The following is a 23,660-nucleotide window of genomic DNA, read 5'->3' on the forward strand; positions in this document are numbered from 1 at the left end:
GGAAGCATCGCAAGATGTGCAGCTGACGAATACTAATCGGTCGAGGGCTTATCCTACACCGGAACAAGAGAAGTCTTGTTCCACCCGTCAGCCGAAGGGCTGAAGGGAATCGACCGCTAAACGTTTCGCAAACGTTCGTATCCAGTTTTCAGGGTGTAACCACCCTTATGATGATCGGTCCATAGCCGAGCCATCCCGTTTGGTAGCAATGGCGAAGGGGAACCACGCGTACCCATCCCGAACACGACCGTTAAGCCCTTCAGCGCCGATGGTACTTGGACCGCAGGGTCCTGGGAGAGTAGGACGTTGCCAAGCACGAGAAGCCGACCGCAGTTCTGCGGTCGGTTTTTTGTTGTCTGCTGATATCTTCCCTGAATGGTATCTCACCCGGTTTGTTCCTTGCCCTCCAGTGATCCCCACTTCTGGCTATAACTCCTTTACAACTCCATGTATCGGTATGCTCATACTACATAGGAGAGCAATGATTGAGGATGATGGGGGGTATTTATTATCATTATGACTATATGGGTTAAACGATGCTTGGTCTTGGTGCTATCAGGTCTGATGATATTAGGTTATTCAGGATGCAGCGCCAATCATCGAAGCGGCAAGTCATCGGCTGAAATATCGGAAAAGAACCAAGCACAACAAACAATCGAACAATCATCCAGCCGTTCATTATCTACTCACTCTCAATCCCAACGAAAAGAACCTGCTTCTCTCCCCACTGTCTTGAATGCTGACCAAAAAGAGCAGATTAGAAAGCCAAGCGAACCCGTCAGAGGGATATATGTCTCCGGATGGGTCGCAGGCAGTCGGAAGTACATGGACCGCCTCATTCACCTAATAGATACGACGAATCTGAATGCCATGGTTATCGATGTGAAAAATGACTATGGCGAACTAACGTATCGTTCCAATATTCCGGAAGTACGTACAATGGGAGCGGCCTCTCATCCAGCCATCAAGGATATTCATGCTTTAATCAACAGGCTGAAATCCAGGAATATATACTGCATCGGCCGTATTGTCGTGTTCAATGATCCGTTATATGTTCGGAAGAAACCAGAGTTGGCTTTTCAAAAGAAAAACGGTGGTGTATGGCTTGATCATCAAGGTAAGTCATGGATCGACCCTTATCAACCGGAACCCCGTTCTTATAACATCGCAATAGCAGAGGAGGCGGCCAGCCTCGGGTTTGACGAGATCCAGTTTGATTATGTCCGTTTCCCGGACAATGGGGCAAGAGTGGACACGGAAGTGCGGTATGCGGATATAAATGGCAGCAGCAAGGCTGAGGTTATTCAGTTATTTTTGCAGCAGGCCAAAGATCGTCTTCACTCTGCGGGAGTACGCATTTCGGCGGATGTATTCGGCTTGGTAACATCATCCAAGGATGATATGGGGATTGGACAGTCATGGCCGGCTATAGCGAGCGTTGTCGATGTTATCTCACCCATGACGTACCCGTCCCATTATTCGCAGGGAATGTATGGAATAAACAGTCCTGATCTTCAGCCCTATAAGGTTATTCGCAAGGCCATGGCGGATGCGATGCGGCGCAATAAAGCGTTGAATGCCACCCCCAACAAACAGGCTGCACAAATCCGCCCTTGGCTCCAGGGCTTTACAGCCACCTGGGTACACCCGCATCAGCGTTATGGGGCGCATCAGATCAATAAACAAATTCAGGCTGCGAATGAGCAAGGTGTAAATGAATTCCTGCTTTGGAGCTCCAATTGTAAATATGATTATCGTTCATGATTGGAGTATTAAGAGGGCATCGCGAATCCTTGACAGCCCCTAACCCCTCTGCTAATATTGCAATAATATAAGTGAGTCGAATCAATTTATTCACAATAAGAAGCCCGATTTTGAAATATAAGAAAGTATCGATTAGCTCTATACTTTAATTATATTTTTAAGGGAAGGAACATGGCATACCGCCGAAAAGGAGAAAAGGCGAGCGTAAGATGAAATGACTTTTCGGCTCGTCTGCGTTAACAATGTTTTCTTGCACAGCGGTGGCCGTTTCTTCCCTCTTTCGGAAACCATTTGAAGGAGGATCATATCAGTGTGGGAAAATAAATTCGCCAAAGAAGGATTAACCTTTGATGACGTTTTGCTTGTACCCCGTAAATCGGAAATTTTGCCGCGGGAAGTTGATGTTTCAGTCAGCCTGAGCGCCAACGTGAAGCTGAATATTCCGCTGATCAGTGCGGGTATGGATACAGTAACGGAATCGGCTCTGGCGATCGCTATGGCGCGTGAAGGCGGTATTGGCATTATCCATAAGAACATGTCCATCCAGCAGCAGGCCGAGGAGGTTGACCGGGTTAAGCGCTCCGAGAGCGGCGTTATCACGAACCCTTTCTCCTTGACGCCTGATCATCATGTATATGACGCTGAGGAATTGATGGGCAAATACCGGATATCCGGCGTTCCGATTGTAGATGAGAATCAGAAGCTGGTTGGTATTTTGACAAATCGCGATTTGCGCTTTATTCACGATTATTCGATGAAAATCAGTGAAGTGATGACCCATGAGGAATTGGTAACCGCTCCTGTAGGCACTACGCTGCAGCAGGCGGAAGGTCTGCTCCAGAAGCATAAGATTGAGAAGCTTCCGCTGGTTGACGATACCAATACCCTTAAGGGACTTATTACGATCAAGGATATTGAAAAGGCGATCCAATTCCCCAACGCTGCCAAGGATACACAAGGCAGGCTGCTCTGCGGAGCGGCCGTAGGCATAGCCAAGGACACACTGGAGCGCGCTGAGGCGCTTGTACAGTCCGGTGTGGATGTTCTTGTTGTGGACACAGCGCATGGACATCAGATCAACGTGCTGGATATGGTGAGAAAGATTCGTGAGAAATATGAGAATCTTGTTATCGTAGCCGGCAACGTGGCGACGGGTGAAGGTACGCGCGATCTGATCGAAGCCGGAGCATCGGTCGTTAAAGTGGGCATGGGACCTGGCTCGATCTGTACAACACGGATTATCGCCGGTATCGGGGTTCCGCAAATTACAGCTATTTATGACTGTGCCAGTGTGGCACGTGAATATAATATTCCGATTATCGCCGATGGCGGTATCAAATACTCAGGTGATGTTACCAAAGCAATCGCTGCGGGTGCAAGTGCGATTATGATCGGCAGTTTGTTCGCCGGAACGGAAGAAAGCCCGGGCGAGTCCGAAATTTATCAGGGACGGCGCTTTAAGGTTTATCGGGGTATGGGTTCATTGGGGGCAATGAAAGAAGGCAGTAAGGACCGTTACTTCCAGGAGAATGAGAACAAGCTCGTGCCTGAAGGGATTGAGGGACGCGTAGCATACAAAGGACCGCTTGCTGATACGGTACATCAATTGATTGGCGGTTTGCGTTCGGGTATGGGGTATTGCGGAACGAAAAGCATCGAAGAACTGAAGCATGATACACAATTCGTTCGCATCACCAATGCCGGTCTGCGCGAGAGCCATCCGCATGATGTTCAAATCACTAAGGAAGCACCAAATTATTCTCTGTAATCTATCATTAGAGTTATTTAATCATATTGTCAGCTTCGCTTGTTGTAAACCGAGATACGGATCGGATAGAATTCTAGATAGAAGGTTCGTGCCCAGGCAGGAAGATGGTGGGATCACCATTTTCCTGCCTCTCTTTTTTCATGCGCGTTCCATGTGGTACAATAATAGATAGACAATCTACTGGAAGAGGGAGAGAAGACGTTGGAACGGAATAAAAGACCGGTACGTCTCGTATCGGCGATATCCGCATTGTTAGTCGGCTTGCTTTTTACTACGATTATAGGTTCGACGTCGGCTTACGCCGCTGCTGCAAAAGATGCATTCACACCGAATTCACTTGGACTTGAGGTTCAATCGGCCATACTTATTGATGCGGATACCGGTCAAGTGCTTTATCAGGTAGCGCAGGATGAAGTACGCCCCCCTGCCAGTATGACGAAGATGATGTCGGAATATATCGTTTTAGAAGAAATCCAGCAGAAACGTATTAAATGGGACGACATTGTAACGGTAACGAAGGAAGCAGCTTCCACGCCTGCGGATGGATCTCAAATCTACTTGGCTGAAGGCGATAAGCATACGGTAAAAGACTTATATATTGCCATGGCAGTAGGTTCAGCCAATGACGCGACGGTCGCGCTGGCGGATCATATCGGCGGCGGTACCGAGCAGGGATTTGTTCAGAAAATGAATGATACCGCTAAATCGCTGGGGCTGAACTCCGCTCATTTTACAACGGCAACAGGACTGCTCGACACAACGGTGATTTCCGCAGCTGATCTGGCGAAGTTCGCAAGGCTTCTTCTGCAGAAGCACCCGGAATTCCTGGACTATTCTAAAATTCAATCCTATAAATTTCGTGAGCGCGACAAAGAGCCCATGATCAACTGGAACTGGATGCTGGGCAGCAATAAGGACGTGCCGTCCTTTAAGAAATTTGCCTATGAAGGCTTGGACGGAATGAAGACAGGCTACATCGGAGCAGCCGGCTATTGCTTTACGGGAACAGCCAAGCGCGGCGATTTGCGCCTGATTAGTGTTGTCATGGGAACAAGCACCAAGGAAGCCCGTTTTTATGAGACAGCAAAGCTGCTCGATTATGGCTTTAACAATTTTGAAAAGAAAACGGTAGTCGCTCCAAAAACAGTGGTAAAAGATGCGGAAACGGTCAAAATAAACAAAGGCGTTTCGAAAACTGCGCCTATCGTGACAGCGAACGATATCACGTTCCTGGTCAAAAAAGGTGCAGCGCCGCAGATCTCCGCTCCTAAAGTAACCTTGCAGACAGAAGATAAGCTTGTAGCTCCAATCAAGCAGGGGCAGGTTGTCGGAACAGCTACCTATTCGTATAAGGATGCAGATACAGGGGAAACCATTGAAAAGAAGGTTGACCTCATTTCTTCCGAGAATGTGGATAAAGGAAGCTGGTGGCGCCTGATGTTCAGAGCGATCGGCACTTTCTTTGCCGGACTGTTTAATGGGATAGTGGACTTGTTCTAATTTAAGCCAATACCAAGCATTTCACTATGGATTAAATGGTTGTCGATTTTGATTGGATCATGTAAAATAAATGGTTAGAGCTAACTCGGATATTCGAGGGATGAGAACATTATTTTAGGAGGACTCGGGAACATGGAAACAGGAACATCACGTGTAAAAAGAGGCATGGCGGAAATGCAAAAAGGCGGCGTCATCATGGACGTTATGAGCGCCGAGCAGGCCAAAATTGCTGAAGCGGCAGGAGCTACAGCGGTTATGGCGCTTGAGCGTGTGCCTTCCGATATTCGCGCCGCAGGCGGCGTTGCCCGCATGGCCGATCCAACGATTCTCGAAGAAGTTATGAAAGTCGTATCCATTCCGGTTATGGCCAAAGCCCGTATCGGACATTATGTAGAGGCAAGAGTGCTTGAAGCACTCGGCGCTGACTACATTGACGAGAGTGAAGTGCTCACGCCGGCAGACGAAGTGTTCCATATCGATAAACGTGACTTCACTGTTCCCTTCGTAAATGGCGCCAAGGACCTGGGAGAGGCGCTGCGCCGCATTCAGGAAGGTGCAGCTATGATGCGGACCAAGGGTGAGCCGGGAACGGGTAATATCGTTGAGGCGGTTCGCCATATGCGTATTATTACAGGTCAAATCCGTAAGGTGCAAAACCTTGCCAAGGATGAGCTGTATGCGGAAGCTAAAGTGCTGGGTGTGCCTTATGATCTGTTATTAGAGGTTCACGAAACCGGCAAGCTTCCGGTTGTGAACTTCGCGGCAGGCGGTATTGCGACTCCTTCCGATGCTGCACTCATGATGCATCTGGGCGCTGATGGCGTATTTGTAGGCTCGGGTATTTTCAAATCCGATAATCCGGAGAAATTTGCACGTGCGATCGTAGAAGCAACAACCCATTTCACCGATTACAAGCTTATCGCGGAAGTGTCCAAGAATCTTGGCGCTCCGATGAAAGGCATTGAAATATCCAAGCTTGATCCAGCTCAGCGGATGCAGGATCGCGGACTGTAAGAGAGCAGCTAGCTGGTAAAGAAAGAAGGCATAACGAATGAAGATTGGCGTGTTGGCGCTGCAGGGTGCGGTTGCCGAGCATATGCGAAGTATTCAGGCAGCTGGCGGTGAGCCTGTTGCAGTCAAACAGTCTGGCCAGCTGGACGAGTTGGACGGCCTCATTATTCCTGGTGGAGAGAGCACAACGATCGGCAAACTGATGCGCAAGTATGATTTTATGGATGCTATTCGCAGCTTCTCTGATGCCGGCAAACCGATTTTCGGTACATGCGCAGGACTTATTGTACTAGCCGACCGGATAGAGGGTCAAGAAGAAGCGCATTTGCAGCTGATGAATATGACGGTGGCACGCAATGCCTTCGGACGGCAGCGGGAAAGCTTTGAGACGGATTTAGCCGTTATCGGAATTGATGAGCCGGTAAGGGCCGTCTTCATCCGGGCCCCGCTTATTAAGGAAGTGGGCGAGGGTGTTGAGGTGCTTTCCACTTATAACGACGAGATCGTAACCGCAAGACAAGGGCATCTGCTTGTATCTTCCTACCACCCGGAACTTACGGATGATTATCGTCTGCACGCGTATTTTTTGGACATGGTTAAGGAAGCGGCTGCCGAGTCCGCGCGTTAGAAGAGCCGGAGACTGCGAATTCGCAGTCTCTTTGCCAATAGATACGAGTGTTTAATTAGAGAGGGGTTACCTTTTCGTGTTGGATGTTAAATTGCTAAGAAATGATTTTAGTAAAGTTGAACTGGCGCTCAAAAAACGCGGGAAATCTGCCGAGCTCATCAGTGAATTCCCGATTCTGGACACCAAGTGGCGCGATCTATTGCAGGAAAGCGAGCAGTTGAAAAGCCGCCGCAACACTGTCTCCCAGGAAGTGGCCAAGCTGAAGAAAAGCGGCGGCGACGCAGAAGCCCTTATTGTGGAAATGCGCGAGGTCGGAGACCGGATTAAAGTGCTCGATGAGGAAGTGCGTGTAGTCGAAGCGGAAATTGCCGAGTTGACGCTGGCTATCCCGAACATTCCGCATGAAAGCGTGCCTGTTGGCTCTTCAGAGGCAGATAATGTGGAGATTCGCCGGGTCGGTGAAGTGACGGAGCTGCAGTTTGAGCCAAAAGCCCATTGGGAGCTTGCTCAGGAGCTCGGTATTCTTGATTTTGAGGCCGCCGGCAAGGTAACAGGCTCGCGGTTCGTGTTTTACCGCGGCTTGGGTGCCCGTCTGGAGCGTGCGCTTATCAACTTTATGATGGATTTGCACAGTGACAAGCATGGTTATGAAGAATTGCTTCCACCTTACATCGTAAATCGGGATAGTCTGGTTGGAACCGGTCAGCTGCCGAAGTTCGAAGAGGATCTCTTTAAGCTTGCAAATACCGAGTATTATTTGATTCCGACGGCGGAGGTACCGGTAACCAATATTCACCGAGACGAAATTTTGTCAGTGGATGATCTGCCCAAAAATTTTGTCGCCTACAGCGCATGCTTTCGTTCGGAGGCCGGCGCCGCCGGGCGCGATACCCGCGGACTTATCCGCCAGCATCAATTCAACAAGGTGGAGCTTGTAAAGCTGTGTAAGCCGGAGGAGTCGCATGCGGAGCTCGAATCGCTGACTCTAAACGCAGAGACTGTGCTTCAGCTGTTAGAACTGCCCTATCGAGTCCTGACGCTCTGCACGGGCGATATGGGCTTCTCGTCGGCCAAGACCTATGATATCGAGGTCTGGCTGCCAAGCGGCGGTACATACCGGGAAATTTCCTCCTGCTCCAACTTCGAGGACTTCCAGGCCCGCAGAGCCAATATCCGTTTTCGCCGCGATTCCAAAAGCAAGCCGGAATTTGTGCATACCCTTAACGGCTCCGGACTTGCTATCGGCCGAACGGTCGCCGCGATTCTGGAGAATTATCAGCAGGCTGACGGCTCGATTATCATTCCACAAATCCTTCGTCCTTATATGGGGGGATTAGAGGTAATCGGCGCTCGTTCCTGATCTGGAGCCACAGGTCAAAATTGGTGTTGCATATCCATTTTGGCCTGTGGTACAATATATCTTGTGGCCTAAAGCTACATCTTATCTGGAGAGGTACCGAAGCGGTCATAACGGGGCGGTCTTGAAAACCGTTAGGGCGCAAGTCCACGTGGGTTCGAATCCCACCCTCTCCGCCAACTATAAGAAACCAACGCCCGGGCATTTTGCCCGGGCGTTTTTTGCTTTCTCTGCTGATATGCCAATTTTCATAAGAAAATAGCGGGTTTCGCTTTCTTCTTTGTGTCCGCATCTACACCGGAGGGACTGCATAAAAACCGCCCCATGTCGGCATATTATCCGCATGGAGGTGGTAAGGGATGAGTAAACAAGACGAGCTTCAGATGGATCAGCAGCAGTTGGTTGATGCCTGGCAGCGCACGCTTCCGGAGTATTTGAATGAGTCGGATCGTGTGTCTGTTTTGGCAGATGAGGCTGATGAACAGACACTGCGTATTACGTTGGATACCGCAGGCCATCAAATGTACAGCTTTGACTTTAAAGCGACCTATGTGGACAGCCGTGAAATCAAGGTCACATTGATCGATGTGGAAAAAGACGGCCGCTCGGTTGACGAGAGAACGCCGATCATCCAGCAGCTTGTAGAAGATTACACCCGTCATATTCATGAATGCGCCCAGGCGCTTCATGTACTGACGAATGCATAGATAGACGATTGCCAGCCATCTGAAGGGGAGGCTACACCGCTATGACTAAAAATAAAGGCAGCGCCGATAAAAACTTGAGCAACGTTGTAGAGGCGCTTGATATCAATCCCGTTAACAGCCATCATGCCCAGCAGCTTCAGCAGGACAAGAACGATCGCCGCCATCAAGATGCGCTCAATCATGATGAGCCGACCGATTTGAAGCATCCGCGCAGCTAAAAACCAGCAAGAAAGGAGGGCAAAGCGATGAGCAAGCCAGACAGTACTCCGGTCCCTAATCCTTATGACCATCAGGAGAAGCCAAAAACCCACAATCAACAAGAGCCATTATCTGGATCCAAGAAGGTGAAACAGCTCAATCATACCCGTCATCACAATCCTCAAGGCTGATAAGCTAAAGATTTGGTAAATATTGATTATAGCCCTTTTTTTCCGGTTAATTAACCGGGAAGCAGGGGCTTTTTTTATATGCCTGAAAACAGACAATAGTCTTTTCGAACTGGCAATTATGGTTTAGAATGAGAGTTGCGTTAGAAAATGGAGGGGAAATCCGAGATGAAGAGAATCAAAACCGGATTCATTGTTTTACTGGCTGTCATGATGGTTGCCGTGGCAGGCTGCAGCAAGGGGAAGCCGCCTAAAGAAGCTGTTACATCGGCATTAACCAACATGCAGAAAGCCAAATCCATGAGCTTCAAAGGATCCTTTGGCATTGACAACGTTACGCTGCCGGACAGTGCCGCAATGGACAGTACAAATGCTGCCGTGGCATCTGGAGTCGTTAATTTTCTTAAAGGCGCTACGATCAATATGAATGGTGTCATTCAGACGGACCCGCAGCATGCTGAGTTCACACTGGATATGGCGCTTGGCAGTGAAGATATGAAATTCAATCTGAAAATTCCGATTATCGTGACGGATGAAAAGGTATGGGTTAAAGCGCCAACTATCCCGGGCTTCCCCATTCCCGAAACGATTGCCGGGAAATTTGTCGAGATTGATGTGAAGAAGCTCGCTGAAGAGCAGGGCGGAGCTGCCATGCCGGATGCGGCAACCATACAAAAAATGAGTCAAGACATGATGAAAACAACCCTTGATAATTTTGATGAAAAGACCTATTTCAGCGAGCCCAAAGCCGGAGATATCAAGTGGCTGCCGGGGGACTATAAAGCTGACCAATTTGTCCGCTTTTCGATTAATCCGCAAAACTTTGAGACAGCGATCACCACTGTAATTGAAAAAGTTGCACCCCAGATCATCGATCTTATTCTTAACAATGAAGCGTATATGAAAACACTCCAGACCAGCAAGGAAGATCTGGAGCGGGCCAAAGCGGAATTGGAAGGCAAGGAAGAAGGCGAAGTGAAGGATGCGATCGCTGAGGTCAAGAAATCCCTTAAGGTCAATGAATTCACGTTGACGAGCGGTATCAAAGACAATTATCTGACCTATCAGGATATGACGATGAATATGGACTTTATTGATGAGGCTGACACAACCAAGCTCGCGGCTCATATGTTTATGACGTATGCGGATATCAACAAGGACGTGACATTCGAGTACGGAATCCCGACAGATGCGATTCCTGTGGAACAGCTTCAGGAACTGCTGGTCCCGCAAGGATTGGGCGATATGACTGGCATAGAAGAGCTGCCGGATCCCACGAAGGGACTTTGAGTTGATTTTACGCATTGCCATGCAATAATTTGAAAAGTGCGTTCTTCGAGCCCGGAGCTCAAGAACGCACCTTTTTATTATTTAGACGAGTTATGGAACCGTACCCTGCTTATTGTTTGCTGATTTGGCGGTAGCCGGAGGGTGTGAAGCCGCTATGCTCCTTAAACAGGCGGGAGAAATAAAATAAGGTCATCCCTACACGCTCTGCCACTTCGGAGACAGGCATGTCCGTGGTAGACAGCCATTGTTTGGCTTTGTCGACACGCATGGCGTTGAGATATTGAATGGGAGAACTCCCGGTGAACTGTTTAAATACCTGGATGAAATAATTGGGATGGTAATGAACCAGCTTGGCCAATTCATCGATTGTCAGCTGTTCTTCAAACCGCTGCTCCATGTAAGAGATCGCGGTATGGATCTTATCAACGACAGCAGAGCTCCGATTGAGCTTGATTTCCCCGATTTGCTCGATGAAGCAAGCCATGATCTCCATAATCAGCGAATTGACACGAAAGCTCGCGGCGATCGTATCACGCTGGATATATTGCTTCAGCGAGGCGAAAAGAAAGATCCAATGCTTCCAGCGCTCTTCGTCGTCGACAGTGAGAATATATGGAGTTTCCATAATATCGAACAATCTCAAATCTCCCAAAGTTGCGGTGAAATGACACCAGTACTTTCCGTAGGTTTCATCGCTGATGGTGGAATAGCTTTGGCGTACGCCTGCAGGCATCAGTACCACCTGTCCCTTGACGGGATAATACTCCTCGTCCTCGATACGAATGAGACCTACACCCTCCTGGATCAAATAAAAACGGTTAAAGGTGGGAATATGATCGAATTCCTGCCAGGAACGCTGTACTTTGGTATATTCTGCGGTCCACACCTGGAAGCGGGCAGAAGCCAGAAGTTCTTCCCACAAGCGGCTGTTTTCATCCGGCATAAAGGTTGTACTCTCCCCTTTTGGGCATATATTTAGAGATATCCTGAAAAAATAATTGCCCTGCTTCGATGGCAGAGATCGAGGCAAGGCAAGAGGCTTCTGGTAAAATGGCGCGCCCGATACGATTCGAACGTACGACCTGCAGTTTAGGAAACTGTCGCTCTATCCTGCTGAGCTACGGGCGCGCGGCAACATTTATAATATCACGTTTCCTTTAGGCCGTGCAAGCCTTAACGAGGAACAGTGAGAAGCAAATGCGGGGAAACAGTTAAAAAGCGGTAAACGGTTGGAGTAAGAACAAGGTACTAGAATTTCATGATCCTCCACAAATAATCCTGACAATCAAACGATTTTCATCGAAAGAAGCGGGTTCTTGTTGTTTTATGTCGAAATATTCCCTAAAATACTGTCGAATCCTCGACATGTTTTTACAAAATCCTGTAATCGATAGGGGTATAATTAACTTGTTACTGTTTGTAACCCAAGAGGTGATAGGAGCGATTAGCAAGGAGTCATGAACGACAAAAAAAAGCTGCTCGACGAGTTGCACGTTCTTCGCATCAGACTTTTGGAGGCTGCGGAGACGCGCGGAAGTTTAACCGACCCAGAAGTTCTTGCTATCAGTGAAGCAGCCGATCAGCTTATTGTCACCCTACAATATATTCAGAAAAGAGAGTTAAACCGGCAGAGGCATCCTACTCCTTTATCATAGTAAATCTTCATCTACAACCGCCCTCTTAATCGACGAAAAAATTGCGTGAGCAAAGCTGAGCATTCTTCCTGCAATAGTCCGCTGACAAGCTGGGTCTCATGATTGAACCGCGGTTCCTGCAATAAATTCATTAATGTACCCGCACAACCCGCTTTAGGGTCTGCTGTGCCGTACACGACTTTTTTTACACGACTTTGGATAAGGGCTCCCGCACACATCGGACAAGGCTCCAGGGTGACATACAGGGTGCAATCCAGCAGACGCCAGGCGCCAAGCTTGCGGCTGGCCTCACGTATGGCAATGATTTCGGCATGCGCGGTGGGGTCCATAGAGGTCTCCCGTAAATTATGTCCTCTACCGATGACTTCATCGCCATGTACGATTACCGCCCCGATGGGAACCTCCCCGAGCCGTTCGGCTTTCAATGCTTCTTCAATTGCTTCCTGCATCCATTGCCGGTCTTTGTCCTGAAAATAAAAGTTATCCATAGAACGTCTCCTCCATCTACTCGACATATTGTGCCACGAACAGATATTCGTTGTTAACAGCATGTGTATAGAATTGTGTATAACTCATCCGTTATGCACAGATTTATACACATTACCGAAATTAATTTGTGGATTTGGGGATAAAATTGTGGATAACTATGTGAATAGTCACTTTTCTGACCCATTTCTAGTCTGTAATCATGGCTGCAGTTACTTTCATTTTATGACAAATATGTTATGATCCAAGTAGATGTCCACAAGCGTGCAAAAGGGTGTGTCGTTAGTTGTCGGTAAAAACGAAGCTATCGTTCATGATTTCGTTCATCGTATTTTTGCTGCTGATTGTTAATGTGATTTTGAACGAATATTCGACCAGAGTCAACATGAAGGCTGAGGTTGAATCAAATATGACCCATATCAGCGAGCAAATCGCCGCCTCCGTAGCCCAGCACACCAGAGAGTATGAATTATTGCAATCGGTATTCGACGAAAAACTGAAGATGGCTTCAGCGGAAACAGCCAAGCGGCTGCAAGACAGCGCAAATCCCGTTACCAGTGAAAAGCTGGGACAGCTGGCCAGTCAGCTGGGTGTGACCCAGCTCTCGCTCATTGTACCCATAGATGGAGAATATATCATCAAGCAATCTTCCGATTCGCAGTTAAGCGGACTTAATATGAAAAGCCTGGGGAAGCCTGAGCAGCTGCTAAAGCAGGGACTTACCAATCATTCAAGTGAAGCGCTGCAGAGATTGGGTTATTATTTCTGGTCCGGACCCATCGAAATAAATACAGCTTCAACGACTATGGCCTATCCCGGCAAGTGGGGATTCTATATGCTGAACGATCAGGAATCTATCATTGGCAGCTATATTCAAAATAATCAAACGGAGGGCTATGGGGAAATTAACAGTCCCACTTCCGTATTATCCCAAACCATGACTAATAATCTGATTATTCTGGAGATCAGCGGCTTCAATCCGTTATTATTTGGCAAAGAGCCCGTCGGTGAAATCCCGAAAATGACCAGCGCGCAGCAGATGGCGGAACATCCGGTTTCATTCGGCAGCTATCATTACCGGCAGCCCCAAATGGATGAGAGAAATATTCTTGCGGCATCCCGGGGCCAGAATGTTTTTCGATATACCACCGTTCAGGGCAAGGATGTGATAAAAAGCTTCGTCAAAGTCGCCGCTCCTGTCCCTTATGTCATTGGCCTGGTGTTGGATGGACAGCCGCTAACGAATAAAATCGATGAACAGCGCAACAACCAGATTTTTATTTCCGCTATTCTTCTTATTATTGTCGTGTTCTGCAGCTATTGGTTGTCCGATATTCTGATACGTCCCATCCGATCGATTTTGTGGAAAATCAACGAAGTTTCCTATGGACGTTTTGATAATTCAATTGAAGTCAAGCGCAAGGATGAGCTTGGGCAGCTGGCCCAGCGGGTCAATGCCATGTCCAAGAACCTCGGGATTTATATGACCAAGCTCAAACTGGCATTCGAAGAGAACCGTTCAATGAAAGAATATTTGGAATCCTTCATTAACCATACGACGGATGCGATCCATGTGGTTGATCTGAGCGGACGCATTACCCAGGTGAACCGGGCATTCGAGCAGCTGTTCGGATATACAGCGGATGAGGCAACAGGTCATACCCTTCCACTGGTTCCGGAGCATTTGCATATGGAAGAGCTGCAAATGATGGAAGGGCTCAAGTCGGGCAAACATTTGACAGCCAGGGAAACAATCCGGGTCAACAAAAGCGGGGAGTGGATCGCCGTCAGTGTGACGACATCGCCGATCAGGGACAAGCATGGAACGATCCACGCGATTGCGAGCATCACCCGTGACATGACGGGCCGCAACAAGATGGAGGAGCTGCTGCGCCGGTCAGAGAAGCTCACGACGGTCGGACAGCTGGCGGCAGGGGTCGCCCACGAAATCCGCAACCCGTTGACCACGCTTCGCGGATTTCTGCAGCTCCAATTGGAAACAAATAAGCTGAATACCCGGCATGTCGATATCATGCTCTCCGAGCTGGACCGGATCAATCTGATTGTGGGAGAGTTCCTGATCCTCGCCAAGCCCCAGGCTACCCGGTTTGAGGAGAAGGATGTCCGTTTTATTCTGGGGGATGTCATCTCCCTGCTCGACAGCCAGGCTCATCTATGCGATATCGAATTTATTGCCAACTTCAACATGGACTCCTGCCTGATCTCCTGTGAGGAAAATCAATTGAAGCAGGTGTTCATCAACCTGCTGAAGAACGCCATCGAGGCGATGCCGGACGGCGGGGAAATTCAGGTGAGCATCGACAGCAAGGGAAGCAGCGAAGTGTCCGTATCCATAATCGATGAAGGAATCGGCATCCCGGAGGAGATGATCTCGAAGCTTGGCGATCCTTTTTTTACCGGTAAGGATAGCGGCACGGGGCTTGGGATTATGGTCAGCCAGCGGATTATTGAAAGCCATCATGGTATGATGGAGATCAAGAGCAAGGTCGATGTCGGCACAACGGTAACGATCACCCTGCCGCTTATTCAGAAGCCTCGGGAAGAGACAAGCGAAGATCAACCGAATCATGTACAATAGTAGCTGCAGCGACATACAAAGCAAACGGTGCGGGGTGAACTTTCAGCTTGAGAATTAACAAATTTATTAGTGAAACCGGATATTGTTCCAGACGGGAAGCAGACAAGCTTGTCGAGTCGGGACGCGTGACGATTAACGGCATAACAGCAGAGCTCGGGAGTCAGGCGGAGCTTGAGGATGATGTAAGAGTGGATGGGGAGCCGATAGGCGAGCAGAAGAGCCATGTATATCTTGCGCTCAACAAGCCGATCGGCATTACAAGCACAACCGAAGCTCATATTGAAGGTAATATTGTTGATTTTATCGGTCATGAGGAGCGGATATTTCCGATTGGGCGTCTGGATAAGGATTCGGAAGGACTCATTCTGCTGACCAATGACGGAGATATTGTGAATCGTATTCTGCGGGCAGAAGGAAGGCACGAGAAAGAATATATCGTAACCGTTGACCGGTCGCTTACGCCGCGGTTTCTCAAGGCGATGAGCGAGGGTGTCCGGATTCTGGGCAGCATGACGCTTCCCTGCAAAGTGACGAAGGAAGGGGACCGTGTCTTTCGGATCATACTGACTGAAGGAAAAAACCGCCAGATTCGGCGGATGTGCGCAACCTTTGGTTACCAGGTGCACGGCCTTCGCCGCGTCCGCATTATGAATATTCATCTTGGCGAGCTCGGAAGAGGCAAGTGGCGTGACCTGACAAAAGGCGAGCTGCAGGAGCTGATGGCGTTGCTGGAGAATCATGGATGAGAGGGCGGTCATCGCGAGCTTTTTATGCTAATGCCTCTTGAGAGCGGCATAACGGAGGCTGGCCTGCAAGCTGGCATGTAAATAATAAATAAAGAAAAAACCAACGTTTTCAGCAGAAATGCCGGATATACGTTGGTTTTTTGTGTAATTACGTTTGATTTGATGAATGCCTTTAAGCTTTTGGGGTTGCCGGAATTTCCTGGGCCTTGGTGGCATCCATGAATTTTCGGATAATGGAAACTTCCACGCGGCGGTTCTTGGAGCGGCCGAGCGCCGTATCATTGGTGTCCACGGGACGATACTCTCCGTAGCCGATTGCGCTGAACAGCTTCGGATTCAGGTTCTTGTTGAGCAATAAGACATCCATGAAGCGTATGGCACGTGAGGAGCTTAAATCCCAATTGGATTGAAACTCCGCGGTCGAAATCGGCTCATTGTCGGTATGCCCGGATACGACGATTTCATAGTCGGAATAAGGCTGCAGCATGTTCGCGATCGCTTTCGCAAGTATGCGCGCTTCCGGCTTGACTGTAGAGCTGCCGGATGGGAAGAGCGCATTGTCGCTTATCGTAATCATAAGCTGCGATTGATTAAGCTTTGTATCGAGCTGAGTTGTGAGGCCGTTCGTCTGGATGTATTTATCAATCTGCTTCTTGAGGTCCTCCAGCTCCTGCTGCTCCTGCTTCATCAGCTCATTGCGCTTCGCATCGGTGGTGGCATCCTCCGGTTTGGTCTGGTTTTTGTCATCCCGGTCCAGATCCTCGCCGTTGCTGACGACGGAGGTATTATCCAGAACGCCGACACCGCTGTCGAGAGCCACGTTAAACGCTCTGCTCATATCCTCAAACTTCTTGGAATCAACGGAGTTCATTGCATATAATACGATGAACAAGGCGAGCAGGAGGGTAAGCAAATCGGCATAGGGGATCAGCCACGACTCGTCGGCATGTTCTTCGTGATGCTCGCTTTTATGCCTTCTGCTCATTGACCTCCGCCCCCTTCTCACTCATTTTCAAACGTTGAGTAGGTGTTAAGTATACAGACAGCTTCTGATTGATTGCGATGGTCGATACACCGGATTGAATGGACAGGAGGCCTTCAACCATCATCAGTCGAAGCTCGACTTCACGTTTGGAGAGACGCTTGAGCTTGTTGGCAATCGGATGCCACAGCACGTAACCGGTGAAAATCCCGAGCAGGGTAGCAATGAAGGCCGCTGCGATCGCATGCGCCAGCTTCTCCATGTCGCTCATATCTGCCAGTGCGGCAATAAGACCGATAACGGCGCCGAGAACCCCAAGCGTAGGAGCGTACATGCCAGCCTGGGAGAAAATAAGGGCTCCGGCGCGGTGGCGCTCTTCTGTAGCGGATATATCCTCAAGCAGCACGTCGCGTACAAAATCCTGATCGTTCCCGTCTATAATCATCCGCATTCCGTTGCGAAGAAAAGGATCCTGGATATCATCGACCTGGGTCTCAAGTGCAAGGAGGCCTTCGCGGCGGGTGATGGTAGCCCAGTCCATGAATAAGCTGATAAGCTCTTCACGCGGCAGCAGCTTCTGTGCGATGAAAGTCATCTTGAGCAGCTTAGGGAATTTTGCGATCTCGTTCATGGGAAAAGCAATGAAGAGAGAAGCTGCGGTACCCACGATAATGATCGTGAACGCAGCGGGGTTGACCAGACTGCTGAGCGGCGCATGCTTGAGCGCCATACCAAGAATAACAGCCACGAGCCCAAGCACAATACCAATAATCGTTGATTTTTCCATGACACACCTCGTCCGATAAAATATTGACAATGGGATAGCTGCCGACTTAAGGCAGCTCGGATCCCGTTGTTAGAATTGCAGGGCGGTACACGGAGTGTCCGGCTGACAAAATAAAACTTCTTTCGACAATGCAGTCTATATCTATTTATCGTCAAAATCAGCGTGTAGATTAGAGCAATTTGGATGTTTTAGAAGCAATTGATTATTTTTTATGTGATATTCGTGTAAAATGATGATGAAGAAGCTCCATTTGAGGGTAAAGGTGGTTATAAGAGATGGGCGTTAAGCACGCTAGAGAATATACCGACATTTTGAAGGATCTGACCGAGGCAATCGGGTCGATTGAGGACAGTTATACCTTTTTTGAAATGGAACGGGCGGACTGGATGGCGCTTGAGCCGCAGCAGCGGACCGAGCTGATGGAGGTTCTGGCGGATGACCTGTTCTATGCGCTTGGTGAGGATTCTGTCATTGAAGTCGGGCAGGGAGTGGTCAATTACCGTTCCAAACACCATTGCATCGAGGTTTCGGTCGATGGGAAGGAAAGCCGGATTGTCCGCCTGATTTAAACTGTTGGATGAAGGAGTGAGTATCGTGGCCAGAGTGGAAAAACTGCCGAAGGCGATAGTGGATGAAGCGATATCGGGGCTTGAGGGCTGGGTTCGCGAGGATGAGAAATGGATGCGTGGCAGCTACAAGCTGGGATCGTTCAAGAATGCGATGGCATTCGCCCAGCAGGTCGCCGTCATTGCCGAGGAGATGGATCATCATCCCTATATTATCATCGATTACAAGAAGGTCATTCTTCGATTGAGCACTCTGGATGCTGGCGGCTTGACAGAGCTGGATATCCAGGCTGCCAAACGCTACAATGAGGCCTCGCTTGCTTATCTTTAGGGAATAGAAGGCAAACAAACGGATGTGTGGACTCCAATGCCGTGTGCCTAGGGCAGTTCTGGCCCTTTACAACGATTCGACACTATTTTACAATAAGAAAAAAGTGTTAATTGTTAGTAAACATGACATTAAGATATCATGAGGGGCGCGGCGGCGATGACGGAAGCACACAGCATGACGTGGTCAATGGAAGAGAATACGGTTGATCAACTCATCCCGTTTTACCAGCCGGTGCTTGCGCTCGATACCAGGCTGATTATGGGCTACGAGGCGCTTGGCCGTATTCGAACCCGTCAGGGAGTACGCAGTCTCGGGCCATTTTTTGAAAACAAGACAATATCGATGGAGGAGCAAATTCGCGTTGACCGGCTCTTGCGGGAGCAGGCGCTGGCCAAATTTGCCGCGGATTCCGCATCGTCGGACCAGGGGATGCTGTTTCTGAATTTAAAGCCCTCCTGGATTTTTCAGACCTATGCGGATACCGGGGAGCTGCCGACGCTTCGGCTGCTGGATAAGTATGGCGTCGATCCTGGCCGTGTGGTGATCGAGATTACGGAGGAGTCGTTTCTGGATCCTATGGAGCAGCTGCGGGCTGTTGTCGATGTGTACCGCAAGGAAGGCTGCCGGATTGCCATAGACGATGTAGGCAGCGGATTCAGCAATATGGACCGGATTGCGCTGATTCAACCCCATATTCTGAAAATCGACATCCATATGCTCCAAAAAAGCGAACTTCACAGCGGCTATTACGGCGTTCTTCGTTCCTTCTCCACGCTGGCCGACCAGATTGGCGCTTCGCTGCTGCTTGAAGGTGTGGAAACGGAACAGGAGCTCCAGCGCGCCATCGAGATTGGCGCGAGGTATGTACAAGGGTATTTGTTTGCTCCGGCAGAGCCGGAGTTCAGGGCCTCCGGCAGCTTTGTCGGATTGATCGAAAAAGGGCTGGAACAGCGCCGCTCGCGCATTATTCTTGCCGAGCGTTATTGGACTTCCGAGGCGGAGAAGCTGCGGCTTATTGTGGAAGCGGCCTGGGAGGCAAGAGCGGAGGGGTGCCCGGAAGAGGCGGAGGATACCGTTATCGAGCAAATTCTCCCCAAACTGGAGGCATCCTGTATCCGCGTTTATATGTGCAGGGAAGACGGCATTCAGATCTCATCCAACTATCATCGGATTATGGGAGAAGACTGGAAGCGGGAGGCAGCCTTCAGAGGGCTGAATTGGAGCTGGAGGCCTTATTTTATCCCGACTTCAGTGGAGCTCGAGGGAACGATGCGCGCCGCGGTGTCCCGAACCTACACGGATCTAGACTCCTTCGACCGCATTCGAACAATCTCTATGCCGGTGGGCAAACGCGGCCTGTTATTCGCGGATTTAATCGACCCTGAAGGGGAAAGCTGACAATCTCACGGCATGACATAATAAAGAAGACATACCAGCTGCTCGGCGAGAGGAGCGGGTATGTCTTTTGTTATGATTGGGGAAGAAACTAAGCTAGGGCCGCCAGTGGACGGCGAAGCGATCACTTCTTATAAAAAACGTGATGTTAGTTCTCAGAGGATACTTTAGGAAATAAGGACAGGGCATAGAGCGCGGACAATCCTACGATAATGTAAACGATTTTGGCGCCGACTGTGTCCGAACCGTCGAAAATTTCCGATACCACATCATACTCGAACAGACCGACCAATAGCCAATTCAACCCTCCAATGATGAGAATAATCAAGCCAATGATATTCAACGTTTTCAAAATGGACCCGCCTCCTTGAAAATGGTATGCGAAGCACGAGAACGAAGCTGATGGATATGCTGCGCTCTTCACACCCCATAATACGATTATGCAAAGCGGGGATATTTTAGTACGTATCGCGAGTGCCCCACATTCTTATGAGGCATTCATCGGCTCGGGAGAGTAGGTCATGCAGTGCACTTCGATTGGGCCGTCGACCGTCCTCCTGATATAGGTATCGGTAATCACAAACCCGGCTTTCTCATAGGTGCGGATCGCCCGCAGGTTCCACACATGCACTTCAAGATCCAATATATCTTCAGGCGCGCGGCTGATTCCTTCGGCGATGATGGTTTGCAGAAATTGCAGGCCAAGCCCGTGTCCGCACAGATCCGGACGCATGCCCAGACCAATCCGGGTAAAGCCGAGCAGAGGGAAGAACTGGATAAATCCGATCAATTCGCCATCCGCATCCACGACTGCGCAGTACTGCTTCTCCCGGATCTCGGAATCGCCGAACTCCAGACCGAGCTGCAGCATGACCTCCCATGACGACCAGTTATAGAAATCAAAAGGAGGCTCATAATGCCAGCTGCAGAGCTCTTCGGCCTGCTGGGGCGAGAGCGCCGTTACGGTAAAGCTGGAATTATTGGCTGTACGTATGAGATTCATGTTTAGGCAAGCCTCCTAATGGGGATCATGACGGAAAGGATGATTGTTATTATAGCAAATTGGTACGAATTCTAGTGGAGGAAATATCCGCCTGATCGGTTTGAAATGTCTTCCTGACGGTTAAATAATAATAGGTATTGCCGAAGATGTCCACACAAGGAGGAATTACCATGCTTTTTTCTCATATCGTGGTCGCTTATGACGGTTCTATGGCTTCTGTGAAAGCACTTAATACCGCAATTGAGCTGGTGGAAAAGAAGCAGGCGAATAGAATTACCGTGGTTCATGTATACAGTGTTCCCTACATGGCGATTGCGGATTCGGTTGTATCGGTGCCGAACTCCGTACAGCGGGAATGGCTGGAGAAGGCGCAAAAATTGCTCGCTGATGCCAGCGAGAAGATCTCGCAGCTGCCTTATGCAAATACGGTTATTCTGGAGGGCAGTCCGGCTGAAGCCATTCTGCAGTATACGGAACAAAACGGGGGCAATCTGATTGTGATCGGCAGCCGCGGACTTGGTGGACTACGCGAATTTATGATGGGCAGCGTAAGCCACAACGTCGCCCAGCATGCGAGTGTCCCGGTGCTTATCATTAAATAAAATTGCAATGAAGATGTTCATTAGGAAGCAGTTAGAATAGATAGTAAAAGGGCCGTAATCCCGCGCTGCAGCGTTGGATTTACGGCCCTTTGTTCACGAAAATAACCAGAAAGGCGGCTCCTGCTTGCAGCAGGGTTTATTTGCCCAGCAGAATCCGGGTGTAAGGCGAATCAATCGGCATGAGAATAACCGGCTCGTTGGAGAGCGTCGTCACATAGCTTTCCAGGGTACGGTAGAAGCTGTAGAACTGAGGGTCTTTTCCGTACGCCTCGTTATAGATTTTGGCGGCTTCCTGCTCGCCCTGGGCAATAATTTTCTTGGCGTCGGCTTCTGCCTGGGCCAGAAGCTCGGTTGCCGTGCGGTCGGCCTTTGACGTGATTTTGCGGGATTCCTCGTCGCCTTCGGACAAGTAGCGGGCCGCGATCGACTGCCGGTCCGAAATCATCCGGTTATATACGCTCTGCTTGTTCTCTTCCGGCAGATCGGTCCGTTTGATCCGGACATCGATAATTTCGATGCCATAGTTATCGCGTATAAGGGCAGTGGAAACGTCAGCCGTAATTTCATCGTTAATATTGCCGCGTTCCGTATTCTCGCTGATAATATTGTCATAATTGATTTCCGACAGCTTGCGCCGGACCGAGTTGTATACGGCTTCGTCGATCCTCTGGATGCCCACCGATATGGTCTGGGCTGTCTTGAGGAAGAATTCAGGGTTGTCGATCCGCCACACCGTATAATTGTCAACGATGATCGGCTTTTGGTCCTTGGTCAGAATGGCGGTAGGATTGCTTTCATAGGTCATCTGATACTTGGGCAGTGTAGAGACATTTTCGATAAAGGGAATTTTGAAGGCCAGGCCGGGTGTCTTCTCTACCCTGACAGCCTCGCCGAATTTGAGCACCACCTTGTACTCGCCTTCTTTGACAATGAACATGGAGGTGAAGCACAGGATGATCACAACGACAGCTCCGGCTAAACTCAGAATCATTCGTTTACTCATGGCGTTGAACCTCCCGAGGTCGTACCGGATGATGTGGTAGAAGGTGTGGTCGTGGTCGTTGTGCTGCCGCTGCGCAGAAGCTCATTGATTGGCAAATATTTCACGGTATCTCCGGCTGAATCAGAGATGAAGATTTTGGCCTTCGGCAAAATTTTCTCCAGCGTCTCGACGATCAGACGGCTTTCAGTGACGTCGGGATTTTTCTTGTATTCGGTGAAAATGGCGTTAAACTGGGCGACATCGCCCTCTGCGTTCAGAATCCTGGATTTCTTCGTCCCTTCCGCATTCTCAAGCAGCGCCTGCGCTTCACCGCGCGCTTTGGGGATTTTGTCATTCTCATATTTGGTTGCGTTGTTGATCTTCGTATTCTTCTCCTCGCGGGCGTTGGTAACCTCGCGGAAGGCTTCTTCGACCTGACCGCTTGGGGGTTCGATGTCCTGGAATTTAATATCGATGATCTGCATGCCGGTGTGGTATCTGCCCTGAAGCTCCAGCAGTCTTTCGCGGACTTTATCCTGGATCTCGGTCTTCCCGTCGGTGATGGCATAATCGAGCTTCTCTGACCCGATTACCGAGCGGATGGAGGAGCTGGAGGCATTGCGCAGAAATTGCTCCGGATTATCAATGTTGAATAAGTATTCATGAATATTGCTGATTTTCCACTGGACGACGGCGTCGGCAGAGACAATATTCTCATCGCCGGTAATCATCATGGCTTCTTCATCAACCGGCGTAATGGTCGCACCGTCCTGACGGTAGCCGATGTAAATGCGCTGCGTCAGCTCGGCGGGTACGATAATGACCTGCTGAATTGGAAAGGGCCATTTGAAATGCAGCCCGGCCGTTGTCTCGCCTGTATATTTGCCAAATGTCAGAATAGCGGCTCTTTCCTGTTCCTGTACCGTGTAGAAGCTTGAATATCCAATAATAATGACAAGCAGGATCACGACCCCGATCGCGATCTTTTTGAACAAGCCTGGCGGCAATTCGGGTTTGTTCTTTTTACTTTCCATTCCCACGAGTTCCATTCAATCACGTGCCTCCCTTATCTTATTTCTGTATAAATCTGTCTCTGTAGGAAGTCTATACGCAGC

At 49.3% G+C, this 23,660-nt stretch carries 25 protein-coding genes, 2 tRNA genes and 1 rRNA gene; 19 read left to right on the forward strand and 9 right to left on the reverse strand.

The genetic code is table 11. The features are described 5' to 3' along the window. Positions 1–198: 198 nt before the first annotated feature. The 12 genes from rrf (at position 199) to AC0YNV_RS34060 (ending at position 10,411) form a co-directional block, all read left to right on the forward strand. Positions 199–315 (forward strand): 5S ribosomal RNA (gene rrf, locus AC0YNV_RS34005). A 201-nt stretch (positions 316–516) separates the two neighbouring features. After that, the gene (locus AC0YNV_RS34010; protein ID WP_475772016.1) at positions 517–1,764 is read left to right on the forward strand and encodes a putative glycoside hydrolase; all 1,248 of its coding nucleotides are present in this window, start codon (positions 517–519) and stop codon (positions 1,762–1,764) included. 310 nt (positions 1,765–2,074) lie between these two features. After that, positions 2,075–3,532, forward strand: coding sequence for an IMP dehydrogenase (gene guaB / locus AC0YNV_RS34015; RefSeq protein WP_210046888.1), 1,458 nt, complete (start codon positions 2,075–2,077; stop codon positions 3,530–3,532). Positions 3,533–3,733: 201 nt separating this feature from the next. Next, the gene (locus AC0YNV_RS34020) at positions 3,734–5,032 is read left to right on the forward strand and encodes a D-alanyl-D-alanine carboxypeptidase family protein (protein WP_379113794.1); all 1,299 of its coding nucleotides are present in this window, start codon (positions 3,734–3,736) and stop codon (positions 5,030–5,032) included. A 132-nt stretch (positions 5,033–5,164) separates the two neighbouring features. Continuing rightward, on the forward strand, positions 5,165–6,046 hold the full coding sequence (gene pdxS / locus AC0YNV_RS34025; RefSeq protein ID WP_210046887.1) for a pyridoxal 5'-phosphate synthase lyase subunit PdxS: 882 nt from the start codon (positions 5,165–5,167) through the stop codon (positions 6,044–6,046). 37 nt (positions 6,047–6,083) lie between these two features. Continuing rightward, a complete protein-coding gene (gene pdxT, locus AC0YNV_RS34030) occupies positions 6,084–6,671 on the forward strand; it encodes a pyridoxal 5'-phosphate synthase glutaminase subunit PdxT (RefSeq protein WP_210046886.1) in 588 nt (195 codons plus the stop codon). A gap of 76 nt (positions 6,672–6,747) precedes the next feature. Beyond that, the gene (gene serS, locus AC0YNV_RS34035; RefSeq protein WP_475772017.1) at positions 6,748–8,031 is read left to right on the forward strand and encodes a serine--tRNA ligase; all 1,284 of its coding nucleotides are present in this window, start codon (positions 6,748–6,750) and stop codon (positions 8,029–8,031) included. 87 nt (positions 8,032–8,118) lie between these two features. Continuing rightward, positions 8,119–8,207, forward strand: a tRNA-Ser gene (locus AC0YNV_RS34040). Between the two features lie 180 nt (positions 8,208–8,387). Next, positions 8,388–8,735, forward strand: coding sequence for a hypothetical protein (locus AC0YNV_RS34045; protein ID WP_475772018.1), 348 nt, complete (start codon positions 8,388–8,390; stop codon positions 8,733–8,735). Positions 8,736–8,776: 41 nt separating this feature from the next. Then, positions 8,777–8,953 (forward strand): hypothetical protein, encoded by a 177-nt coding sequence (locus tag AC0YNV_RS34050; protein WP_210046883.1) that lies wholly within the window; start codon positions 8,777–8,779, stop codon positions 8,951–8,953. Between the two features lie 27 nt (positions 8,954–8,980). After that, a complete protein-coding gene (locus tag AC0YNV_RS34055; RefSeq protein WP_210046882.1) occupies positions 8,981–9,124 on the forward strand; it encodes a small acid-soluble spore protein P in 144 nt (47 codons plus the stop codon). 165 nt (positions 9,125–9,289) lie between these two features. Continuing rightward, positions 9,290–10,411 carry a hypothetical protein gene (locus AC0YNV_RS34060; protein ID WP_475772019.1) on the forward strand — a complete coding sequence of 374 codons (1,122 nt, stop codon included), beginning with the start codon at positions 9,290–9,292 and terminating at the stop codon, positions 10,409–10,411. 109 nt (positions 10,412–10,520) lie between these two features. Here AC0YNV_RS34060 and AC0YNV_RS34065 read toward each other — a convergent pair whose 3' ends face one another. Both AC0YNV_RS34065 and AC0YNV_RS34070 read right to left on the reverse strand, forming a co-directional pair. Then, positions 10,521–11,354: a helix-turn-helix domain-containing protein gene (locus tag AC0YNV_RS34065; protein ID WP_475772020.1), complete on the reverse strand. Its 834-nt coding sequence runs from the start codon at positions 11,352–11,354 to the stop codon at positions 10,521–10,523. A 108-nt stretch (positions 11,355–11,462) separates the two neighbouring features. After that, a tRNA-Arg gene (locus tag AC0YNV_RS34070) sits at positions 11,463–11,539 on the reverse strand. Between the two features lie 329 nt (positions 11,540–11,868). Between AC0YNV_RS34070 and AC0YNV_RS34075 the strand changes: the two genes are divergently transcribed. Continuing rightward, positions 11,869–12,066 carry a Spo0E family sporulation regulatory protein-aspartic acid phosphatase gene (locus tag AC0YNV_RS34075; protein WP_210046879.1) on the forward strand — a complete coding sequence of 66 codons (198 nt, stop codon included), beginning with the start codon at positions 11,869–11,871 and terminating at the stop codon, positions 12,064–12,066. An 11-nt stretch (positions 12,067–12,077) separates the two neighbouring features. On the opposite strand, the gene tadA is transcribed toward AC0YNV_RS34075, so the two are convergent. Further along, positions 12,078–12,554: a tRNA adenosine(34) deaminase TadA gene (gene tadA, locus AC0YNV_RS34080; RefSeq protein WP_379113796.1), complete on the reverse strand. Its 477-nt coding sequence runs from the start codon at positions 12,552–12,554 to the stop codon at positions 12,078–12,080. 284 nt (positions 12,555–12,838) lie between these two features. Between tadA and AC0YNV_RS34085 the strand changes: the two genes are divergently transcribed. Both AC0YNV_RS34085 and AC0YNV_RS34090 read left to right on the forward strand, forming a co-directional pair. Continuing rightward, the gene (locus AC0YNV_RS34085; RefSeq protein WP_475772021.1) at positions 12,839–15,151 is read left to right on the forward strand and encodes an ATP-binding protein; all 2,313 of its coding nucleotides are present in this window, start codon (positions 12,839–12,841) and stop codon (positions 15,149–15,151) included. Between the two features lie 47 nt (positions 15,152–15,198). Beyond that, complete coding sequence (locus AC0YNV_RS34090) at positions 15,199–15,897, forward strand: pseudouridine synthase (RefSeq protein WP_210046878.1); 699 nt, start codon at positions 15,199–15,201, stop codon at positions 15,895–15,897. A 172-nt stretch (positions 15,898–16,069) separates the two neighbouring features. On the opposite strand, the gene motB is transcribed toward AC0YNV_RS34090, so the two are convergent. Both motB and motA read right to left on the reverse strand, forming a co-directional pair. Beyond that, positions 16,070–16,882: a flagellar motor protein MotB gene (gene motB, locus AC0YNV_RS34095; RefSeq protein WP_210046877.1), complete on the reverse strand. Its 813-nt coding sequence runs from the start codon at positions 16,880–16,882 to the stop codon at positions 16,070–16,072. After that, positions 16,866–17,666 (reverse strand): flagellar motor stator protein MotA, encoded by an 801-nt coding sequence (gene motA, locus AC0YNV_RS34100; protein WP_475772022.1) that lies wholly within the window; start codon positions 17,664–17,666, stop codon positions 16,866–16,868. The genes motB and motA overlap by 17 nt, the downstream gene beginning before the upstream one ends. 275 nt (positions 17,667–17,941) lie before the next feature. Between motA and AC0YNV_RS34105 the strand changes: the two genes are divergently transcribed. The 3 genes from AC0YNV_RS34105 to AC0YNV_RS34115 all read left to right on the forward strand — a co-directional run bounded on the left by AC0YNV_RS34105 (position 17,942) and on the right by AC0YNV_RS34115 (position 19,961). Further along, positions 17,942–18,235 (forward strand): hypothetical protein, encoded by a 294-nt coding sequence (locus AC0YNV_RS34105; RefSeq protein WP_210046875.1) that lies wholly within the window; start codon positions 17,942–17,944, stop codon positions 18,233–18,235. Between the two features lie 25 nt (positions 18,236–18,260). Further along, positions 18,261–18,563, forward strand: coding sequence for a 4a-hydroxytetrahydrobiopterin dehydratase (locus AC0YNV_RS34110; protein WP_475772023.1), 303 nt, complete (start codon positions 18,261–18,263; stop codon positions 18,561–18,563). Positions 18,564–18,719: 156 nt separating this feature from the next. Continuing rightward, positions 18,720–19,961, forward strand: coding sequence for an EAL domain-containing protein (locus tag AC0YNV_RS34115; RefSeq protein WP_475772024.1), 1,242 nt, complete (start codon positions 18,720–18,722; stop codon positions 19,959–19,961). Positions 19,962–20,106: 145 nt separating this feature from the next. Here the strand turns inward: AC0YNV_RS34115 and AC0YNV_RS34120 are convergent, their stop codons facing one another. Then, positions 20,107–20,310 carry a DUF378 domain-containing protein gene (locus AC0YNV_RS34120; RefSeq protein ID WP_475772025.1) on the reverse strand — a complete coding sequence of 68 codons (204 nt, stop codon included), beginning with the start codon at positions 20,308–20,310 and terminating at the stop codon, positions 20,107–20,109. 135 nt (positions 20,311–20,445) lie between these two features. After that, a complete protein-coding gene (locus tag AC0YNV_RS34125) occupies positions 20,446–20,961 on the reverse strand; it encodes a GNAT family N-acetyltransferase (protein ID WP_475772026.1) in 516 nt (171 codons plus the stop codon). 170 nt (positions 20,962–21,131) lie between these two features. On the opposite strand from AC0YNV_RS34125, the gene AC0YNV_RS34130 reads away from it, so the two are divergent. Then, positions 21,132–21,563 carry a universal stress protein gene (locus tag AC0YNV_RS34130; RefSeq protein WP_210046871.1) on the forward strand — a complete coding sequence of 144 codons (432 nt, stop codon included), beginning with the start codon at positions 21,132–21,134 and terminating at the stop codon, positions 21,561–21,563. A gap of 136 nt (positions 21,564–21,699) precedes the next feature. Here AC0YNV_RS34130 and hflC read toward each other — a convergent pair whose 3' ends face one another. Continuing rightward, on the reverse strand, positions 21,700–22,566 hold the full coding sequence (gene hflC, locus AC0YNV_RS34135) for a protease modulator HflC (protein WP_475772027.1): 867 nt from the start codon (positions 22,564–22,566) through the stop codon (positions 21,700–21,702). After that, on the reverse strand, positions 22,563–23,594 hold the full coding sequence (gene hflK / locus AC0YNV_RS34140; protein WP_475772028.1) for an FtsH protease activity modulator HflK: 1,032 nt from the start codon (positions 23,592–23,594) through the stop codon (positions 22,563–22,565). The genes hflC and hflK overlap by 4 nt, the downstream gene beginning before the upstream one ends. Positions 23,595–23,660: the final 66 nt, after the last annotated feature.

The sequence above is a fragment of the Paenibacillus sp. JT31N11 genome (genome assembly GCF_056269285.1).

What these genes read in the sequence shown, in the direction of transcription:
- AC0YNV_RS34010 (WP_475772016.1), top strand. Translation starts at nt 517, where the DNA reads ATGACTATATGGGTTAAACGATGCTTGGTCTTGGTGCTATCAGGTCTG.
- pdxS (WP_210046887.1), top strand. Translation starts at nt 5,165, where the DNA reads ATGGAAACAGGAACATCACGTGTAAAAAGAGGCATGGCGGAAATGCAA.
- pdxT (WP_210046886.1), top strand. Translation starts at nt 6,084, where the DNA reads ATGAAGATTGGCGTGTTGGCGCTGCAGGGTGCGGTTGCCGAGCATATG.
- AC0YNV_RS34045 (WP_475772018.1), top strand. Translation starts at nt 8,388, where the DNA reads ATGAGTAAACAAGACGAGCTTCAGATGGATCAGCAGCAGTTGGTTGAT.
- AC0YNV_RS34050 (WP_210046883.1), top strand. Translation starts at nt 8,777, where the DNA reads ATGACTAAAAATAAAGGCAGCGCCGATAAAAACTTGAGCAACGTTGTA.
- AC0YNV_RS34055 (WP_210046882.1), top strand. Translation starts at nt 8,981, where the DNA reads ATGAGCAAGCCAGACAGTACTCCGGTCCCTAATCCTTATGACCATCAG.
- AC0YNV_RS34060 (WP_475772019.1), top strand. Translation starts at nt 9,290, where the DNA reads ATGAAGAGAATCAAAACCGGATTCATTGTTTTACTGGCTGTCATGATG.
- AC0YNV_RS34065 (WP_475772020.1), bottom strand. Translation starts at nt 11,354, where the DNA reads ATGCCGGATGAAAACAGCCGCTTGTGGGAAGAACTTCTGGCTTCTGCC.
- AC0YNV_RS34075 (WP_210046879.1), top strand. Translation starts at nt 11,869, where the DNA reads ATGAACGACAAAAAAAAGCTGCTCGACGAGTTGCACGTTCTTCGCATC.
- tadA (WP_379113796.1), bottom strand. Translation starts at nt 12,554, where the DNA reads ATGGATAACTTTTATTTTCAGGACAAAGACCGGCAATGGATGCAGGAA.
- motB (WP_210046877.1), bottom strand. Translation starts at nt 16,882, where the DNA reads ATGAGCAGAAGGCATAAAAGCGAGCATCACGAAGAACATGCCGACGAG.
- motA (WP_475772022.1), bottom strand. Translation starts at nt 17,666, where the DNA reads ATGGAAAAATCAACGATTATTGGTATTGTGCTTGGGCTCGTGGCTGTT.
- AC0YNV_RS34105 (WP_210046875.1), top strand. Translation starts at nt 17,942, where the DNA reads ATGGGCGTTAAGCACGCTAGAGAATATACCGACATTTTGAAGGATCTG.
- AC0YNV_RS34115 (WP_475772024.1), top strand. Translation starts at nt 18,720, where the DNA reads ATGACGGAAGCACACAGCATGACGTGGTCAATGGAAGAGAATACGGTT.
- AC0YNV_RS34125 (WP_475772026.1), bottom strand. Translation starts at nt 20,961, where the DNA reads ATGAATCTCATACGTACAGCCAATAATTCCAGCTTTACCGTAACGGCG.
- AC0YNV_RS34130 (WP_210046871.1), top strand. Translation starts at nt 21,132, where the DNA reads ATGCTTTTTTCTCATATCGTGGTCGCTTATGACGGTTCTATGGCTTCT.
- hflC (WP_475772027.1), bottom strand. Translation starts at nt 22,566, where the DNA reads ATGAGTAAACGAATGATTCTGAGTTTAGCCGGAGCTGTCGTTGTGATC.
- hflK (WP_475772028.1), bottom strand. Translation starts at nt 23,594, where the DNA reads ATGGAACTCGTGGGAATGGAAAGTAAAAAGAACAAACCCGAATTGCCG.